We start from the raw sequence: 17390 nt of genomic DNA, 5'->3' as shown, positions 1-17390 counted from the left end.
GGCTGTGCCCTCCAGGTGGAGGGAAGGCCAAGGTACGTTGCAACGGGCGGGGGGTCAGGAACGAAGTCTTTCCCCTAAAGGCCTGGTCGCCGGGTCAATGAGCCAGCTCGTGCGACAGCTCGGGATGCCTGACGATAAGACGCATCAAGCAAAGCACTCCACCTGGCGGAACATGGCGCCCTTGCTCCCAGTCACGGAGCGTCGCTACCGGCGTAGCGATGCGCTTGGCGAACATAGCCTGCGTCAAGCCAGAACGCTCTCGCGCCTGACGCACCAGCATCTGTTCGGGAGTCGTGACTCGCCCTGCTCCGGCCTTGGCTTCCTGAAGGGCTTGGCGAAGGTCTGGAATGAGCTCGCCAGCATCGGCCTCGATGGCCTTGGCAACCGCCTCGATATCAATGTCACGCATATCACACCACCTTGCCGATTTCAGCGGGGCTCATGTTGGAACGCTCAGCCTTTGCATAGAGGGTGACCAGCAAAACGATTTCATCATCAGTCAGGTTGAAATAGATCACTCGGGTACCGCCAGACTTGCCGGAACCGTTCCTGGACCAGCGAACCTTGCGTGCGCCATCTGCTCCGGGAACGACATCACCAGCTAATGGATTCAGTGCTATCCAGTCGATGAATGCCACCCGCTCATCGTCAGACCACAGCTTGGCGGCATTTTTCTGAAACGTGGGTGTTTCTATGACTGTTCGCATCGCCGGAGAGTACGGGAGTCCCGTACTTTGCGGGAGTATGGCTGGCCCGGTCGTTCGTTTCAAGATGCGTCTGACCGGCACTCTTAATTGTCCACCGTAAGCAGACAGTCATACCGTTTCCACGTGATTTATCCCTTTTCGAGAAACCCCTAATCTGGCCACACCTAGCGGCAACCACCCAAAACACACTTCTCAAACAAAAGGATTTCCACCATGACCAACGCCACCTACAACCGCCTGAACAAAGACGACGCCGTAGTCCTGCTGGTTGACCACCAGACCGGCCTGATTTCCCTGGTGCAGGACTTCTCGCCGAACGAGTTCAAGAACAACGTGCTGGCGCTGGCCGACCTGGCGAAATTCTTCGAGCTGCCGACCATCCTCACCACCAGTTTCGAGCAGGGCCCGAACGGTCCGCTGGTGCCAGAGCTGAAAGAAATGTTCCCGGACGCCCCGTACATCCCGCGCCCAGGCCAGATCAACGCCTGGGACAACGAAGACTTCGTCAAGGCGATCAAGGCCACCGGCCGCAAGCAGCTGATCATTGCCGGCGTGGTAACCGATGTGTGCGTGGCTTTCCCGACCCTGTCGGCGCTGGCCGAAGGCTTCGACGTGTTCGTGGTGACCGACGCTTCCGGCACCTTCAACACCACCGTGCAACAAGCCGCATGGAACCGCATGACCCAGGCCGGTGCGCAGATGATGAACTGGTTCTCGGTGGCCTGTGAGCTGCACCGCGACTGGCGCAACGACATCGAAGGGCTGGGCAACCTGCTGTCGCAGCGGATTCCCAACTACCGCAACCTGATGAACAGCTACGCGGCATTGACTGCCAAGTGATCGCTGAATGAAGAAAGCCCGCTCGGTCAGAGCGGGCTTCTTCGTTTTTAGAGCAATTACGGTCAAGGAGCTGTTCTCGATTCCAGATCCATATCGGCAGGCCACTCGACCTTTGGTGCCAGCCGCATGGCGATGTTGCACCACAGCACATCGTTGTGATCCCAAGGCGGGCCGGGGGCGGCAGCGCCTCGGGGCCTTGTTGCATGAAGGTGCAGACGTAGGCCCAGGCATGGGCGTCGGCGCCCATGGCGGTAAGGGGGAAGCGGTCGATTACTTCGTTGGTGCCGGGCTTGACGATGGAAAGCTCGACGCCCCACTGGAAGATGATGCCGCCTTGGGCGGTGGCATGACGCCTGCTCCAGCGTTCGGCGCGGACTTGGGACCAGTCGTAGGCTACTGGGGTTACTTGCCAGCGTTCGAAGGGATTCCACCAGCGGTATTTGAAGTTGTAGGCGTAGAGGCGTTGGCGGGCTCGGTTGAAGCGAAGAGGCAAGTCACGGGGTGGAGCGACATCAGACTTCCAGAAATACAAGGTTGACCAAGTACCGATGAACAATATTGATACAAACATTACCCATATCTCGGCGCTACGCGCCCGATCAATTGTCAGAAATGGCCACGTGAAAAAGATGGGTATCCGGAATTTCTGGTTGATAAAATGCCAAAGATGTAAAGAAGAAAATCTTTCTCAGCGGATTATCTGATTGATCCTCTTCAGCCTACTCTACTGCCAATTTTCTGTTTCCACCTTCGCCTGAGTCTTCATAGCGATGCTGACTAGGGAGGACAGCGAGAGCTGGGCAAGCGTCAAAGCGGTTCTGGTTCATGCGCAATCCGGACACCTGCACAACATTCCTCTTGTAAGAAACCGATCAAATTCTCTAGGTGCCCATACTCGGGTATACAGACAATCGTGCGGCTATGTTTCTCCTGCCGGATCAGCCCTACCTTGGCCATGCGCGCAAGGTGATGTGATAGCGTCGAAGCAGGAATACCCAGCCCCTTCTGGATATCTCCGACCGAAGCCCCATCATGGCCAGCTTTGACCAGAAAGCGGAACACGGACAGTCGGTGACTATTCCCTAGCTCAGCTAAGCTGGCTGCAACCTTTTCGTGATCCATAGCACGCCCCAATAATTCGATGTTTCTAGAATTATAGTTGACAGGTCGGATAAACGCAAGTAGGCTGCGTACATCATTTCGACAATACTAGAAATATAGGAGTAATATTGAATGTCATCTCAACTCCAAGACGCTCTAGGCATGTTCGCCTTTCTCGCTATCGAGCTATCGGTTTTATTCATTGGCATTAGCTTGCTGGTCGGAGTTCTTCAACGTCACATCCCACCATCCAAGGTGGAAGCGTTACTGACTTCCAGTGGGAAGCGAGGCTATTTTCTTGCTGCTGGTTTAGGAGCTATAACGCCCTTCTGTAGTTGCTCGACTATCCCCATGTTGAAAGGGTTGATTCGGGCACGGGCCGGTTTTGGGCCGATGATGGTGTTTCTTTTCTCATCTCCGTTGCTGAATCCTATCGTCGTCGGCCTGCTGGTTGCCACGTTTGGATGGACACTTACTGCTATCTATGTGCTCGCCGCTTTGGTGGTCGCGGTAGGTGCCGGATGGCTGCTTCACACGCTTGGCTTCGAGCGTTATGTGCGCCGGACGGCGACACAAGAGAGCAGTGGATGTAGTTCATCAGCAAGCCCGTGCAGTGCTACATCGACCGCATCGAGTTGCGGCACCAACAGCTGCGACACCACTCCGAAGACGGCTTCTTGCGGGGCTGATAGGAAGACAACAGTCTCTACGTCTAGCGAATGCTGTGACAGTCAACCCACTGTCACGGTTAAGAAAGAAGGGAAGTACAGTGGTGTGTGGCGGGAAGCTTGGTCGGACTTTATCGATGTGTTGCCTTACCTGCTCATCGGTATTGCGATTGGCAGCGTGATCTATGGTTTCATGCCCACTGACTTATTGGAGCAGTATGCAGGCCCAGATAATCCCTTTGCCATTCCAGTTGCCGCTGTCATCGGCGTGCCGTTGTATATTCGCGCTGAAGCCGTCATACCTCTGGCAGCGGCTCTGATGGCCAAAGGCGTGGGTGCCGGGACGGTGCTAGCGTTGATCATCGGCAGTGCCGGAGCCAGCCTGACTGAGCTCATTCTGTTGCGCTCTTTGTTCACGCTGAAGCTTTTAGCGGCGTTTTTAGCAGTCATTTTTGCTATGGCGATGATTGCCGGTTACGCCACCTACCTGTTTTTCTGATCAAGGCGGGAGATGATTAATTCGTTAAGCCTTCCTGGGTACCAGTTGGTGGATTCTGATGAGCAGAATGAAGACATACATTTTCGGCTTGAAGCACCTACACCAGTAGCCTGCGAGGGGTGCGGCGTGCAGGGTGAGTTCGTGCGGTTCGGCAAGCGTGACGTTCCCTATCGTGATCTGCCCATCCACGGCAAGCGGGTCACTCTCTGGGTGGTCCGCCGCCGATACACCTGCCGGGCCTGCAAGACAACATTCAGGCCCCAGCTACCGGAGATGGTGGACGGATTCCGTATGACACTGCGGCTGCATGAGTACGTGGAGAAGGAATCCTTCAACCACCCCTACACCTTTGTGGCGGCACAGACCGGCCTGGACGAGAAGACGGTGCGCGACATCTTCAACGCCCGCGCCGAGTTCCTGGGGCGCTGGCACCGCTTCGAGACGCCCCGCATCCTGGGCATTGACGAGCTATACCTGAACAAGCGCTACCGCTGCATTCTGACCAACATTGAGGAGCGAACCCTGCTCGACCTGCTGGCCACCCGCCGCCAGGACGTGGTGACCAACTACCTGATGAAGCTGAAAGACCGGCAGAAGGTCGAGATCGTCAGCATGGACATGTGGAACCCCTACCGGGCAGCGGTCAAGGCTGTGCTGCCCCAGGCCCGTATCGTGGTCGATAAGTTCCATGTGGTGCGCATGGCCAACGATGCCCTAGAGAGAGTGCGCAAGGGCCTCAGAAAGGAGCTGAAACCGTCCCAGAGCCGGACTCTCAAGGGAGACCGGAAAATCCTGCTGAAACGCGCTCACGAAGTCTCAGACCGGGAGCGCCTCATCATGGAGACCTGGACAGGCGCGTTCCCGCAACTGCTGGCCGCCTACGAGCACAAGGAGCGCTTCTACGGCATCTGGGACGCCACCACACGGCTCCAGGCAGAAGCCGCCCTGGACGAGTGGATAGCCACCATCCCGAAGGGCCAAAAGGAAGTCTGGAGCGATCTGGTCAGGGCAGTGGGAAACTGGCGCGAAGAGACCATGACCTACTTCGAGACGGACATGCCCGTCACCAACGCTTACACGGAGTCCATCAACCGACTGGCCAAGGACAAGAACCGTGAAGGGCGCGGTTACTCCTTCGAGGTGATGCGGGCACGAATGCTCTACACCACGAAGCACAAGAAGAAGGCACCGACTGCGAAGGTCTCTCCTTTCTACAAGAAAACCATCGGTTACGGACTGCCGGACTTCGCAGAGGAACTCAACTACGGAGTCGATCTATCAACCATCTGATAATGGTATCAGGTTGGTGGGGTAAAGGTGCCCCATCAACCATTAAATCCGTATACCCAAAAAGATAAGGGCAACAATGGTGACCGGCACGAACCAGATCACCACTCCCCTAACAAGAGCCGCCGAGCGTGGCAACTCCAGAAAAACCTCATCTTGATGATTCGGGGTATCAAGCCCTAGCGCCGGGGCCAAGACCGGTACGTCGTGAGGGCCGGGTAGATCCTCCTGCCACCCAGGGCATGGAGGGATGAGTCTGGGCTCTGTCATACGAAGCTCCATCCCCGCCATTTGCTGATCTTGTCTTCCTTTACAATCAGTCGAGCAACACCTGCTTCATCACTCTTGTCGGGCCAGTAAGACACCTCAAGCTCAAGAGCATGAATACTGAGAGATCCGAAAAAGCTGATGGAGCCTTTGATTTCTAGGGTTTCCGCTTCCGCATCGTATCGAATGACCGGCGCCGAAGTTTCTGGGTGATAGTCAGGATTCTTCGAAGCCGGAGCCGGCAAGGGCTCACTCACTCCTCCTTCTCGGCCGCGTGCGATGATCTCCCCCGAGTGGGCTCCAATTCGAAACACCTGTAACGTCCACTCGTAATTCGACGCATTAGCTTTGTAGCCAGGCAGAACAACCTTGTAATCCAGGAAGATGCCTGCAGGAACCGCATCTCCGACAGGAACTCCGCCAGTCTGCTCTGTATTGATGTTAATCGCCGCATCTGCGGTCATACCCAACAAGGCCGCATTAAGTGCGGCGGTCGCTATGTCCATATCCTCTGGTTTCGCCCAGCGACGTTGTGCCTCTGGAAGCCCCCAGAGGGAACATCGAGCCCACAGTTCTACAGGGTCTGACTCCAATTTTTTCGCCAAGACGGCCAACCCGTAAGCAACAAGACCTAACAGCACGGCGAACCCAAGCGGCGCTAACGCCAGTGAAGCCGGAGCCAGGGATCCTCCAATCCCAAGTACGGCTGAAAGTCCTGCTGAAACGGCGGCGCCGCTATAAACCTCACTTGCCTCTTGATCACCAACCTTCCCTGCCCGCCCAGCCGCCAACGCATACTGCACCCCCTCCACCGCACTCGCCATCGCCACCAACGCCCCGCCGTACTGCACGATCCGCGCGCCCATCGCGAGCTGTTCCACAGCCCCTGTCACTCCAATCACCCGGGTGGTCAGGTCAGGCCGCAGGATATGAACCGTCGCCCCGACAACCTCCACCCCGGCCCCCATCACTCCGACCGAAGCCGACATCACCGCCGCCGCGGCCTCGGCATCCCCATCGCCCACCGACTTGAGCAGGCCTTCGTAACTTCTGAGCAGGGCATCCTGCTGGAACCACAGGCTGCCCAGGGCCAGGGCCAGATTCACCTTGCCGTTGCCGGTGGCTTGCGCGGCGGTGCGCAGGCTGCGCATCGAATCCCGCGCCAGCAGGCGGGCGACCTCGGCGTTGACGGTCAGGTTGCGCGCCAGGTCATCCATCGTTCCCGTGAGCGCGGTGCTGCCAATGCTGACGTGGCGAAGGGCGTCGTCGATGCCATCACCCAGGCCGACCCGCAACGTATCCAGCCGCGATTGCAGCGACTCTGCGCTCTCCAGCGTCCAGACCTTGATATCGATCAGCCTGGAATGGCTGTTCGCCAGTGCCGGCGTGAACTGCCCTTTCAGCAGCATCGCCCGCACCTTGCGCTCGGCCGGCTTGCGGAATTGCCGGTCGAGCTGCGCGATGACACGCTCGGTTCCTTCGTACAACACCTCATTGAGCAAGCTGAGGTATTCGCCCACCTTGAGCGAAATGGTCAATTGCGTGACCTGCACACCGTTGAAACGCAGCAAGGCCTCCCGATGCAAGTGCCCCACCAGTGCCCTGGCCTCCTTCGACAGTTGCTTGCCGAGGGCATAGCTGGCCGTGGCACCGGCCGCGAGCAAGTCGCCGATGGCGTTCTGCACGGGCTCGACCATGAGCTGCCTGCCCTGCGGGGTGTCGATGTAGCTCTTGATGCTGTGGTAGATGCGGGTCCGCTCGTCCTTGAGCAAATCATCGGTCAGTTGCTCGAGCAGCACCGTGTCCTTGGCAAGCAGCGCCTGGTAGTAAAGGCTGTCGCGGTTCTCCAGCTGGTTCTTCCACAGGCGCTGGGTGGGGCCGATCCTGCCATCTTCGACCAGATCGGTCGGGCCGCCGACCTGACACATGGCCAACATGCGGGTAAAGGCCTTGGTCGATTCCTGGGTAGAAATGCTGTAGTCGTTGAGCGCAGCCAGTTGGAAGGCGGCGCCATCGTGATGCTCGGCATAGGGCCGGCCGACGTCGTCGATGATTCGTTGCCAGTCCGCCAGGGTCTTCTGGTAGTGGTCCTGGAAGTGCTTACGGGCCGGTTCGTCGTAGCGGTCCCCGAGCCGCTCGCCTGCATCGGTCTGCGCTTCGGCGATCCGGCGTTGCTTTTCCTGCTCGAGATCGAGGCTCGGCAAGGGTGACCTGTAGGACTGGGGCGAGGCGTTATATTGGTTACGTGCCTCGACGGCTGCCGTTGCCTCCTCGATGGCCCGCTCTTCAGCCCTTTCGAGCTGTACGTCACGGATCCCGAGCAACGCCTGGGAGGTGAAGAACTCCAGGTTGCGCTGCGGCTCGGCGCGCCACTCCTGCATGGCCTGGCAGCGGGCCAGGCGCTGGGCATTGAGCTCCTGCACCATGCCGACAGGATCGGGCAGGACCAGGGCCAGCACGCCGTTGGGCAGTTTCTCCCGCTGGATCAGCGTACGGATATAGCCCCTGAAGGCCCGCAGCCGTTGGTTGCGTCCGTAAAAGCCGTGCACGCTGCGAAAGTCCCCGGCTATCGACTGGGCGTATTCGAGGATCTTCTCGGTCTGCAGGTTGAGCTCGGTCATGGCGAAACCGACGCTGGCAGGGTCGTCCCGTGCGGTCTTGAGGTCGAGCTTGTAGAAGCGCTCGCCGAACTTCCTGCCGCCGGCCGCACCATCGCGCAAGTAGGCATCCAGCACCGTCTCGGGCCAGGGATCGTTGGCGATGGCGAGCCAGGCGGTGGAAAACTTGTCGGTGTCGATATTGATGAAGGCGGCGGGCATATCGTGGTCGGCCCGGATGCAGCGCAACGGAATCGGGGCTGGCTCCTCCCGGGGGATCTCGTACGGAGGGAATTGACGCAGCATGCCCTCCGGGGTGATCTGGTAGGCCTGCCACTCCCGTCGGTCGAGCAGCACATAGAGAAAACCGCGACGCAGGGTACGAGGCTGGCCGATATGCATGCGTACGGCCTTGACCTCGGAACCGCGGGTCAGCGGCAGTGCCTGGGTATGCCAAGGTTCCGGAGCATAGGCCGCACGCAGGGGCAGGATTGGCAGGCCCTGCCGCTCGCAGAGGCGGCAGCCCCCGCTGGACAAGGGATCGGCTTCCCGGGTCGATGCATCGAGATCGAGGCCGAAATTGAATTGAAGATCGAAACTCATGTGTAGTCCTCCGCACGGGGCAGGTCATAGACGATGCGCCGCCAGGTGGCCTCGCTGTAGCTTGCAAAATGACTTTGCAGGCCCAGGGTCCCGGCTCGCGCCTGGGCGATGTCGTGCTGGATGTCCGGGTGCTGGGGCAGATTCGGGTGGAAGAACACCCGGTGCAGGCTGAGGGAGATGAGATCGCTGCTGGCTTCAAGGCCAAGCCGGCGGGCGTCGCGGATCAGGCGAAAGCCATGAATGGCAGCCTGGGGTGGCAGGAGGGAGGGGCCTTTCCAGAGCCAGGGGGCAAAGCGTGGAGGCTTGCGCAGGGCATGACGCCAGACGGCGAGGAACCTGTTGACCACCGGAGCCAGTTGCTGGCTTTGCCTGGCCGTTGGCGAGAGCTCCGGTTCGCCGCAACAGGCTCTCCCGGCGAGTGGGGTAAAACCACCCCAACTGAGCGGGAGCAGCCAGAATCCCACCGGGCTCAGCAGCTCACCGGCCCGGGTGTTCATGGCCGCAAACAGCAGTTCCAGTCTCAGCGGTTCGAACCAGGGTGAGGGGTCTTGATCGTCGCCAGCGGTAGTGTCGCAGCGGGTCGCGATATGCTTTGCGATGACGTCGAGAGGCTGGGGGCTGAGCAGCCAGCCACAGATGTAACGCTTGCGGTAAACGAGATCCCACTCGGCATAGTCGGCGCTGAGTTCAAGATAGCGCCGTGCCGCCGCCTCACCGGGTTTCGCCAGTTGGACAAGCGCGGGACAGTAGTCCGGGCTATGGGCCAGGTCGGGGCGCAGAACGCGCGTGACAGCGTCGGCACCCAGCGACTCGATCAGGGACGGGACACTGAGATGATCCAGTGCGCACTCAGCCTGTCCGTCCACCAGCAAGTAAAGGTAGTCGTCCTGGGTACGGTACTGCTCGGCAAAATTGGCGACGAGTTCGATGCCGCTGGCCATGCGGATCTCCTGAGGAAGAAATTCCGTTGGGATCCTGAATGCTGGTCAACAGTGACGGATATAGGAAAAGTCCCAGGGCAAGGTGTGAAACTGCTGAGCATTTGCTGGTGGACTTTTCCGCAGAAGCCACGCCTCGAATTTGTTCCCGGACACCCCTACATCCCACGTCCAGAACTGATCATCGCCGGCGTGGTAACCGATGTGTGCGTGGCCTTCCCGACCCTGTTGTTGCTACTGACCTCATCGCTGGCAAGCCAGCTCCCACAAGTTCCACGGTGCATGCGGTTCCTGTGGGAGCTGGCTTGCCAGCGATGAGGCCGGAGCAGGCGACATCAATCCTGTGGATACCACCGCGGCGTATACACCCACTCGCCACCGTCAGCCCGGGCAAAAGTCCGGGTCGTCGAAGACCCCACCAGCACCATCGTGCGCATGTCCACCATCTCCGGCACAAGCTCGCCCAGGGACACCACCTTCAGCGACTGTCCCGGCCGGGCGATATCGCGGCCGAGCACCACCGGCGTGGCGGGGTCGCGATGCCGACGGACGATATCCAGCGCCTGCCCCAACTGCCACGGACGGGAACGGGAGATCGGGTTGTAGAAGGCCATCGCGAGGTCGGCCTGGGCGGCAAGGTCGAGGCGTTTCTCGATGATCGACCAGGGCTTGAGGTTGTCCGACAGCGAGATCACGCAGAAGTCATGCCCCAGCGGCGCTCCGGCCTGGGCTGCGGTCGCCAGCGATGCCGAGATCCCCGGCAGCATCTCCAGCTCTACCCGGTGCCAGGCCGGATCGTCCGACGCTTCCAGCGCTTCCAGCACCGCCGCGGCCATGGCGAACACGCCCGGGTCGCCGGACGACACCACGATCACCGACCGCCCTTGCGCCGCCAGTTCGAAGGCATGGCGGGCACGCAGCAGTTCTTCGCGGTTGTCGGTGCAGTGCAGCACCTGGTCTTCACGGAACGGCCCGGCCATGCGCACATAGGTTTCATAGCCCAGCACATCGTTGGCCCGGGCCAGCTCGGCCTTGACCGCCGGCGCCATCAGTTCGGCAGCGCCAGGGCCGAGGCCGATCACCGCCACCCGGCCACGGGCGCGGCCGATACTTGCCGGGTCGATGGGCTCGGCCGCCACGGCAAGCGCCAGGCCATCGCCGATCGCCTGTGGCGCTAGCAATTGCGGCAAGGCCCGGGCGGCCAGGTCGCTGGTCGAAGCCCCGGCAGCGAAACGCAACGGCACGCCCAGTTCGGCAGCCGCAGCGTGCAACGCCGCGTCGGCCATCTCCTCCTCGTTGGCCAGCAGGCAAGCCAACGACGCTTCGGCGATCTTCGCCTGGTGCAAGGCAGCCCGCACCGCGGCCGCCAGTTCCGGCACCACCGCCGATACTGCGACCAGCACGCAGCGCGGGTGGATCAGCAGTTCATTGGCCGCTGCCTCACGTTCGCCACATCCCACATGGATGGTTAACTGCGCCGCGTCGCTCTGCGGCAGACGGGCCTCGTCCAGCCAAGGTGCGGCGCCTTCGATCCGCACGCTTTCCCCGGCCAGCAGGTCGGAGACAAAGCGCTTGCCCAGCTCCAGGTCCGCCAGCGCATAACCGCTCGGTGGATTGAGCAGGCAAGTGCCAAAACGCAGCTCGCCGCTGGTGGTGATCGCCGCAGCGACGCCCAGCCCGGCCGCGATCTCCCGCGCCATCACGTTCACTCCGCCCAGCCCGCCGAGCAGCGGCACCACCGCGCTGCCATCCTCGGCCACCGCCAGCACCGGCGGCTCGGCGCCTTTCTCCAGCAATACGCTGGCGAGGCTGCGGATGACGATGCCAGCAGCGCACAAGGCAATGATCGGCGTGTCCTGTTGGTAGAGCTGGCGCAGGGTGGTGCCGAACTCCTGGTAACTGCGGTCGACTTCCTCGACCCGGCCGGCCAGGCCATGGATCAGGGCGTCGGGATAGAAGCGCTGGATCTTCCGGGCGGTGTCCAGGCTGCCCTTGCCGAGCACGACAATGGCGGGTGCGCGTCGGGTCATCAGCCTTGCCACCTTTCGCCGGGAACGATGATCAGCGAGAAGTAGGGCGAAGACTGCGGATCGACTTCATCCAGCGCGACGATCTTCTGGTTGGCCATGGTCGCCCGCTCGACGTACAGCGCGCGCCGGTCCAGCCCCAGCTCGGCAAGCACCGCGCGGACCTTGGGGAAATTGCGTCCCAGCTTCATGATCACCGCCGCATCGGCATCGGCCAGGCGCCGCTTGAGTTCGTCGTGCGGCAGCACGCCGGAAAGCACCGAGAGGCTCTGGTTGCGATACACCAGCGGCGCGCCGAGCACCGAGGCGCCACCGAGCATCGAGCACACGCCGGGGATCACCTCGGCCTGGTAGCGCTCGGCGAGTCGGTCGTGCAGGTACATGTAGGAGCCGTAGAAGAACGGATCGCCCTCGCAGATCACCGCCACGTCGCGCCCGGCATCCAGGTGTTCGGCCACGGTCACGCTGGCTTCGTCGTAGAAATCGCTGATCACCTGCTCATAGGACAACGGCGCCGGCAGGGCTTCGGTGGTCACCGGGTAGACCAGCGGCAGCAGGGTCTGCTGGCTTTGCAGGTGCTGCTCGATGATGCCGAAGGCATTGCCGCGCTTGCCCTTGGCGACGAAGTAAGCCACCACCGGCGCCTCGCGCAGCAAGCGCAAGGCCTTGAGGGTGATGAGTTCGGGATCGCCGGGCCGACGCCCAGGCCGAGCAAACGTCCGCGGGCCTGCATCATTCCACCTCCGTGGCGAGGGCGTTGACTGCGGCGGCGGCCATGGCGCTGCCACCCAGACGACCGTCGACGATCACGAACGGCACGCCGCGGCTGTCCGCCGCAAGCATCGCCTTGGATTCGGCGGCGCCAACGAAGCCCACCGGGAAGCCAAGGATGAGCGCCGGTTTCGGCGCGCCGGCATCGATCATTTCCAGCAGGTAGAACAGTGCTGTCGGAGCGTTGCCGATCACCACCACGCTGCCTTCCAGGTGTGGCCGCCACAGTTCGAGGGCCACGGCGGAACGGGTGTTGCCCAGCTCCCGGGCGAGGTCCGGCACGCTTTCGTCGCGCAGGGTGCAGATCACTTCGTTATTGGCCGGCAGGCGCGCGCGGGTGATGCCTTCGGCGACCATCCGTGCGTCGCAAAGAATCGGCGCGCCCTTGGCCAGGGCTTCGCGTCCGGCCTTGCCGGCGCCTTCGGAGAAGCGCAGCGCGTCCACCACCTCGACCATGCCGCAGGCATGGATCACCCGCACCGCGAGCTTTTCCAGGTCGGCCGGAATCCGCTCCAGGCGGGCCTCCTGGCGAATGATGGCGAAGGAGTTGCGATAGATCTCCTGGCCGTCGCGGATGTAATCAATCATCGAGGGTTGCTCCGTGGCGGGCGTCCAGGGTGGCGCCCGCTTCTTCCAATGTCAGGTTGCGCCCGGCAAGGGTGCCGGGGCCCGGCTGGGCCGGGTCGTGAAAATACAGGTCGTAGCGCCCGGGACCGACCGCCAGCAAGGTGCTCGGCGCAGTGTGGGCCATGGCGCAGGAACGTTTGCAGCCGCTCAGGTGGACGCCACCCACCGGGCCGCGCCGATACAGCGCGTGGGCAAGCAGCACGGCATCCGCCTTGGTATCGGCCAGGCCCTTGGCGCAGCCGGCCGAGCCGGTGCAGGCGACCACACCGGCCAACGGCGCGGCGGGATCTATGATCAGCCCGAGGCAAGCCAGGCCTGCCAGCACCCGCTCGGCCTGCGCCGCTGACACATTGGGCAGCAGCACGCTTTGCCAGGGGGTCATGCGCAGGCTGCCGTCGCCCAGCTCGCGGGCCAGCGCGGCGATCCCACGCAGTTGTACGGCGTCCAGGCGTCCGAGTGGCGCCAAGGCACCGACGGCGACACGCCCGGGCTGTCGCTGCGGATAAATTCCCAGGTGCAGGGCACGGTCAAGCCCTTGGCGGCGCCAGCTGGTCACGGCGCTATCGCGGCGCAGGTCCAGCGCCAGGCCATCGAGGAATGGCTCCACGCCCAGGCTCGAAAGGAGCTGGCGCATTCGCGACTGCCCGGCGTCGGCCAGGTCGAGAAAACGCTCCAGCACCGCCCGCACCAGCGCAAGGCCATCGTCCAGGGGTACCGCCGCCAGCGGTGCGTCATGCCCGGGACAGCCAGCGAGGCCGAAGGCCAGCCACAGCTGGTCGTCCAGGAGCAGCGGCGATAGCCAGAGGTCGTGGGGATGCCAGAGCATCGCCAGGTTCTCGCCGCCGTCGAGCTGCACGGCGAACTTGGCCGACAGCTCATGGAAACGCGGCGTGGTCTGCAGCAGATCGAGGATCCGCGCCCCCAGCGGCCGGGTGTCCAGCAGCATTGCCGGATCCAGGCCGGCGGCGGGGCTGAGCATCAGGTTGCGTACATCGTCGCCGGCCGCGTCCCGCGGGCCGAGGCCGGCGTCCAGCAAGCGGGCGACCAGGCCCTGATGATCGTCACCTACGCCGCGAATCTGCAGGTTGCTGCGGTTGGTCACCTCGATCACCCCGCCGGCGAAATGCCCGGCAGCCGCGGCGACGGCCTCGGCCTGGTCGGCCTCGAGGTGCCCGGCATCGAGCTTGATCCGCGAGATTCCGCCATCGAGCGCCTGGACGATGCGCCACAACCCCGGGCAGGCCGAGGGGCGAAGGGCTGGGGTTGGGCTGGATGGGTTCAAGGGGTGGTCCGTCAATCGTGGAAAAGGCGCCGGGTGCCGGAAGGCGCGGTATTATGCCTGCTTTGCCCGGCGGCGGGCCAAGCCTGCCGGTCGGATTGCCCCGCAAACGAGGATCGGCATGGCGCCCTGGTTAACCGTAGTAGGAATTGGCGAAGACGGCTTCGGCGGCCTCGGCAAGCAGGCCCGGCGGGCGCTGCTGGGCGCCGTGAAGGTGTTCGGCAGTGCGCGCCAGCTGGAATTGCTGCCGCACTGCCTGAAAGCCGAGCGCCTGCCGTGGCCCAGTCCGTTTTCCCTGACGCCCGTCCTGGCCCTGCGCGGCGAGCCGGTGTGCGTACTGGCCAGTGGCGACCCGATGTTCTACGGTGTCGGCGCCAGCCTGGCGCGGCAGGTGCCGGCCGAAGAGCTGGACGTGATAAGCGCGCCTTCCTCCTGTTCCATCGCCGCCGCCCGGCTTGGCTGGCCGTTGCAGGAGGTGGTGATCGTCTCGGTGGTGGCCCGTCCTCTCGCCCGGCTCGCCGCCCATCTCTACAGCGGCCAGCGCCTGCTGGTGCTGTGCAACGATGGCAGCAGCCCCGCCGCCATTGCCGCCTTGCTGCGCGAACGGGGTTTCGGCCCGAGCCGGCTGACGGTGCTGGAACACCTGGGCGGCCCCGCCGAACGCCAGTTGCATGGCAGTGCCAACGACTGGAACCACGGGCCGGCCGCCGACCTCAACCTGCTCGCCATCGAATGCCTGGCCGATGCCAGCGCGCCTCGCCTGTCGCCACTGGCCGGGCTGCCGGACAGCGCCTTCCGCCATGATGGCCAGATTACCAAGCGCGATGTCCGTGCCATCACCCTGGCCCGCCTCGCCCCGCGTCCGGGCGAACTGCTCTGGGATGTCGGTGCCGGCAGCGGCTCCATCGGCATCGAGTGGATGCGCACCCATCCAGCGTGCCGGGCATTGGCCGTCGAAGCCGACGAGGGCCGCCAGCAACTGATCGAACTCAACCGCGACGCCCTCGGCGTTCCTGGCCTGCAACTGGTCCGCGGCCGCGCGCCGCAGGCGCTGCAGGGGCTGGAACAGCCGGACGCGATCTTCATCGGCGGCGGCGTCACCCTTCCCGGCGTGCTGGAACATTGCTGGGAGCAACTGCGCCCGGGCGGTCGCCTGGTGGCCAACGCCGTGACCCTGCAAAGCGAGGTACGCCTGATGGACTGGCGCGAGCGCCACGGCGGCGAGCTGACCCGCATCCACGTAGCCCAGGCCCAGCCCCTCGGCGCCTTCGATACCTGGCGCCAGGCCCTGCCGATCACCCTGCTCGAAGCCATCAAGGATGCGTGAAGAAAGCGCCGAACAACCGGCACCGCTGCGCAGCGGCCTGACCACCGGCAGCTGCGCAACCGCCACCAGCCTTGCCGCCGCGCGCCTGCTGCTGACCGGACAGGCCCACGATGCCGTGCAGATCACCTTGCCCAAGGGCAAGCAGGTGCAGATGCGCCTGGAGTTCTGCCGCCTGCATGACGATGGCGCCGAAGCGGGGACCTTGAAGGATGCCGGCGATGACCCGGACGTTACCCACGGCGCCCTGCTCTACAGCCGCGTGCGCCTGCTCGACCAGCCTGGCGTACGCTTCGTCGCCGGCAAGGGCGTGGGCACCGTGACCCGTCCCGGCCTGGTGCTGGCGGTGGGCGAGCCGGCGATCAATCCGGTGCCGCGCAGCATGATGAGCGCGCATCTGCAGCAGCTTGCCGATGAATGTGGCTACGCCGGTGGGTTCGAGGTGACGGTGAACGTGCAGGACGGCGAAAGCCTGGCCCTGAAAACCATGAACCCGCGCCTGGGCATTCTCGGCGGGCTATCGATCCTCGGCACCAGCGGCATCGTCCGGCCCTTCTCCTGCTCGGCCTATATCGCCTCGATCCACCAGGGCATCGATGTGGCCAAGACCAACGGCTACGAACACATCGCCGCCTGCACCGGCAACGCCAGCGAAGACACCATGCGCCGGGTCTACAACCTGCCGGAAATCGCCCTGATCGAGATGGGCGACTTCGTCGGCGCGGTGCTCAAGCACCTGCGCAAGGTGCCGGTTGCGCGGCTCAGCCTGTGCGGCGGCTTCGGCAAGATCAGCAAGCTGGCCGCCGGGCACATGGACCTGCACAGCCGCCATTCCAGCATCGACCTGCCGCAACTGGCCGGATGGGCCGCTGCGGTGGGCGCCGATGACCACCTGCAGGCTGCCATCATCCAGGCCAACACCAGCCAGCAGGCCCTGGCCCTGGCCCATGCCGCCGGAATAGCACTGGGCGATGCGGTCTGCGCCCATGCCCTGGCCTTCGCCCGCAGCGTGGTGCCGGCGCAGGTGCAGGTGGAAGTCTTCGCCATCGACCGCCAGGGCGGCATCGTCGGCAAGGCGGGCGTGCAATGAGCCGGCGCTTGCTGTTGCTGGGCGGCGTGGCCGAGGCGCTGCGGATCGCCCGCCGCCTGGGGCCACGGCATGTCTACAGCCTGGCCGGGGTCGGCCGGGTACCGGACGATCTGGCCTGCCAGGTACGGGTGGGTGGTTTTGGTGGAGCCGAGGGGCTGGCGGATTACCTGCGCAACGAGGGCATCGATCTGCTGGTCGACGCAACCCATCCCTACGCCGCGCAGATCAGCACCAATGCCGCCCGGGCGGCAGCCCTCGCCGGGATTCCCTGCTGGGCCCTGCGCCGTCCGGCCTGGGAGGCGCAGCCGGGCGACGACTGGCGCGAAGTGCACGACTGGGCCGGACTGATCGACGCCCTGCGCCCGTTCCAACGTCCGCTGTTCACCCTCGGTCGCGAGCCACTGCAACACCTGGACGAAATCCCGCCGGAGCAGTTCTGGACCCTGCGTGCCCTGGACGCCTGCCCCGGCAACGAACGCTGCGAGGTGATCGGCGCCCGCGGGCCGTTCCACCTGGAGGACGAGCGAGCGCTGTTCGAGCGCCGTCGGATCGACGTGCTGATCAGCAAGAACAGCGGCAGCGGCGCCACCGAGCCGAAGTTGCAGGTGGCCCGGGAACGCGGGGTCCCGGTGCTGATCCTGGCCCGCCCGGCACTGCCCGTGGTCGACCGGCACTTTTCCGATCCCGCCAGCCTGCTGGCGGCGCTCGGCACAGAACACTTGCTGTAATCGCCCGGCTATTGCCAATACCCGGGCAAGCGTTTCC

General features: G+C 63.5%; 14 protein-coding genes and 3 pseudogenes. 7 read left to right on the top strand and 10 right to left on the bottom strand.

Features of this window, described 5'->3' with window-relative positions; all coding sequences use genetic code 11:
- Window positions 1-94: 94 nt before the first annotated feature.
- Window positions 95-409 (bottom strand): helix-turn-helix domain-containing protein, encoded by a 315-nt coding sequence (locus tag CSV86_RS22460; RefSeq protein WP_009398693.1) that lies wholly within the window; start codon window positions 407-409, stop codon window positions 95-97.
- Between the two features lies 1 nt (window position 410).
- The gene (locus tag CSV86_RS22455) at window positions 411-638 is read right to left on the bottom strand and encodes a type II toxin-antitoxin system RelE/ParE family toxin (RefSeq protein ID WP_279896446.1); all 228 of its coding nucleotides are present in this window, start codon (window positions 636-638) and stop codon (window positions 411-413) included.
- Between the two features lie 282 nt (window positions 639-920).
- Here CSV86_RS22455 and ycaC point away from each other — a divergent pair, with 282 nt between their 5' ends.
- Window positions 921-1547, top strand: coding sequence for an isochorismate family cysteine hydrolase YcaC (gene ycaC, locus CSV86_RS22450; protein ID WP_009398691.1), 627 nt, complete (start codon window positions 921-923; stop codon window positions 1545-1547).
- A 235-nt stretch (window positions 1548-1782) separates the two neighbouring features.
- Here ycaC and CSV86_RS33065 read toward each other — a convergent pair.
- Both CSV86_RS33065 and CSV86_RS22440 read right to left on the bottom strand, forming a co-directional pair.
- A pseudogene (locus CSV86_RS33065) lies at window positions 1783-2118 on the bottom strand (DUF6708 domain-containing protein); the annotation flags it as partial.
- A 236-nt stretch (window positions 2119-2354) separates the two neighbouring features.
- Complete coding sequence (locus CSV86_RS22440) at window positions 2355-2669, bottom strand: ArsR/SmtB family transcription factor (RefSeq protein WP_000349485.1); 315 nt, start codon at window positions 2667-2669, stop codon at window positions 2355-2357.
- A 141-nt stretch (window positions 2670-2810) separates the two neighbouring features.
- On the opposite strand from CSV86_RS22440, the gene CSV86_RS22435 reads away from it, so the two are divergent.
- Both CSV86_RS22435 and CSV86_RS22430 read left to right on the top strand, forming a co-directional pair.
- Window positions 2811-3815 (top strand): permease, encoded by a 1005-nt coding sequence (locus CSV86_RS22435; RefSeq protein WP_040363373.1) that lies wholly within the window; start codon window positions 2811-2813, stop codon window positions 3813-3815.
- Between the two features lie 12 nt (window positions 3816-3827).
- Window positions 3828-5105: an ISL3 family transposase gene (locus CSV86_RS22430; protein WP_000610830.1), complete on the top strand. Its 1278-nt coding sequence runs from the start codon at window positions 3828-3830 to the stop codon at window positions 5103-5105.
- A gap of 263 nt (window positions 5106-5368) precedes the next feature.
- On the opposite strand, the gene CSV86_RS22425 is transcribed toward CSV86_RS22430, so the two are convergent.
- Together CSV86_RS22425 and CSV86_RS22420 are read right to left on the bottom strand one after the other, a co-directional pair.
- Window positions 5369-8569: a T6SS effector BTH_I2691 family protein gene (locus CSV86_RS22425; protein ID WP_009394286.1), complete on the bottom strand. Its 3201-nt coding sequence runs from the start codon at window positions 8567-8569 to the stop codon at window positions 5369-5371.
- Window positions 8566-9510 carry a hypothetical protein gene (locus CSV86_RS22420; RefSeq protein ID WP_009394288.1) on the bottom strand — a complete coding sequence of 315 codons (945 nt, stop codon included), beginning with the start codon at window positions 9508-9510 and terminating at the stop codon, window positions 8566-8568. The genes CSV86_RS22425 and CSV86_RS22420 overlap by 4 nt, the downstream gene beginning before the upstream one ends.
- Before the next feature lie 117 nt (window positions 9511-9627).
- On the opposite strand from CSV86_RS22420, the pseudogene CSV86_RS33535 reads away from it, so the two are divergent.
- Window positions 9628-9744: pseudogene (locus CSV86_RS33535) on the top strand (hydrolase); the annotation flags it as partial.
- 98 nt (window positions 9745-9842) lie between these two features.
- Here CSV86_RS33535 and cobJ read toward each other — a convergent pair.
- From cobJ to cobG, 4 genes and pseudogenes are all read right to left on the bottom strand, one after another.
- Window positions 9843-11537, bottom strand: a complete 1695-nt coding sequence (gene cobJ, locus CSV86_RS22415) for a precorrin-3B C(17)-methyltransferase (RefSeq protein ID WP_009394289.1) — start codon at window positions 11535-11537, stop codon at window positions 9843-9845.
- Window positions 11537-12270 (bottom strand): annotated as a pseudogene (locus tag CSV86_RS22410) (precorrin-2 C(20)-methyltransferase). The gene cobJ and the pseudogene CSV86_RS22410 overlap by 1 nt, the downstream one beginning before the upstream one ends.
- Window positions 12267-12893 (bottom strand): precorrin-8X methylmutase, encoded by a 627-nt coding sequence (locus tag CSV86_RS22405; RefSeq protein ID WP_009394293.1) that lies wholly within the window; start codon window positions 12891-12893, stop codon window positions 12267-12269. Before CSV86_RS22405 ends, CSV86_RS22410 begins: the two are co-directional and overlap by 4 nt.
- A complete protein-coding gene (cobG, locus tag CSV86_RS22400) occupies window positions 12886-14229 on the bottom strand; it encodes a precorrin-3B synthase (protein WP_080604698.1) in 1344 nt (447 codons plus the stop codon). The genes CSV86_RS22405 and cobG overlap by 8 nt, the downstream gene beginning before the upstream one ends.
- A 103-nt stretch (window positions 14230-14332) precedes the next feature.
- On the opposite strand from cobG, the gene CSV86_RS22395 reads away from it, so the two are divergent.
- From CSV86_RS22395 to CSV86_RS22385, 3 genes are read left to right on the top strand one after another with little or no spacing between them, the layout of a single operon-like run.
- Window positions 14333-15538, top strand: a complete 1206-nt coding sequence (locus CSV86_RS22395) for a bifunctional cobalt-precorrin-7 (C(5))-methyltransferase/cobalt-precorrin-6B (C(15))-methyltransferase (RefSeq protein ID WP_009394296.1) — start codon at window positions 14333-14335, stop codon at window positions 15536-15538.
- On the top strand, window positions 15531-16625 hold the full coding sequence (locus tag CSV86_RS22390) for a cobalt-precorrin-5B (C(1))-methyltransferase (RefSeq protein ID WP_009394297.1): 1095 nt from the start codon (window positions 15531-15533) through the stop codon (window positions 16623-16625). Before CSV86_RS22395 ends, CSV86_RS22390 begins: the two co-directional genes overlap by 8 nt.
- On the top strand, window positions 16622-17353 hold the full coding sequence (locus CSV86_RS22385) for a cobalt-precorrin-6A reductase (RefSeq protein ID WP_009394298.1): 732 nt from the start codon (window positions 16622-16624) through the stop codon (window positions 17351-17353). Before CSV86_RS22390 ends, CSV86_RS22385 begins: the two co-directional genes overlap by 4 nt.
- Window positions 17354-17390: the final 37 nt, after the last annotated feature.

Origin of the sequence: Pseudomonas bharatica CSV86, assembly GCF_000319305.2 — a bacterium.
GTDB lineage: Bacteria > Pseudomonadota > Gammaproteobacteria > Pseudomonadales > Pseudomonadaceae > Aquipseudomonas > Aquipseudomonas bharatica.
Note: the sequence above shows the minus strand (reverse complement) of the source record. Positions and strands in the feature narration are given on the sequence as shown.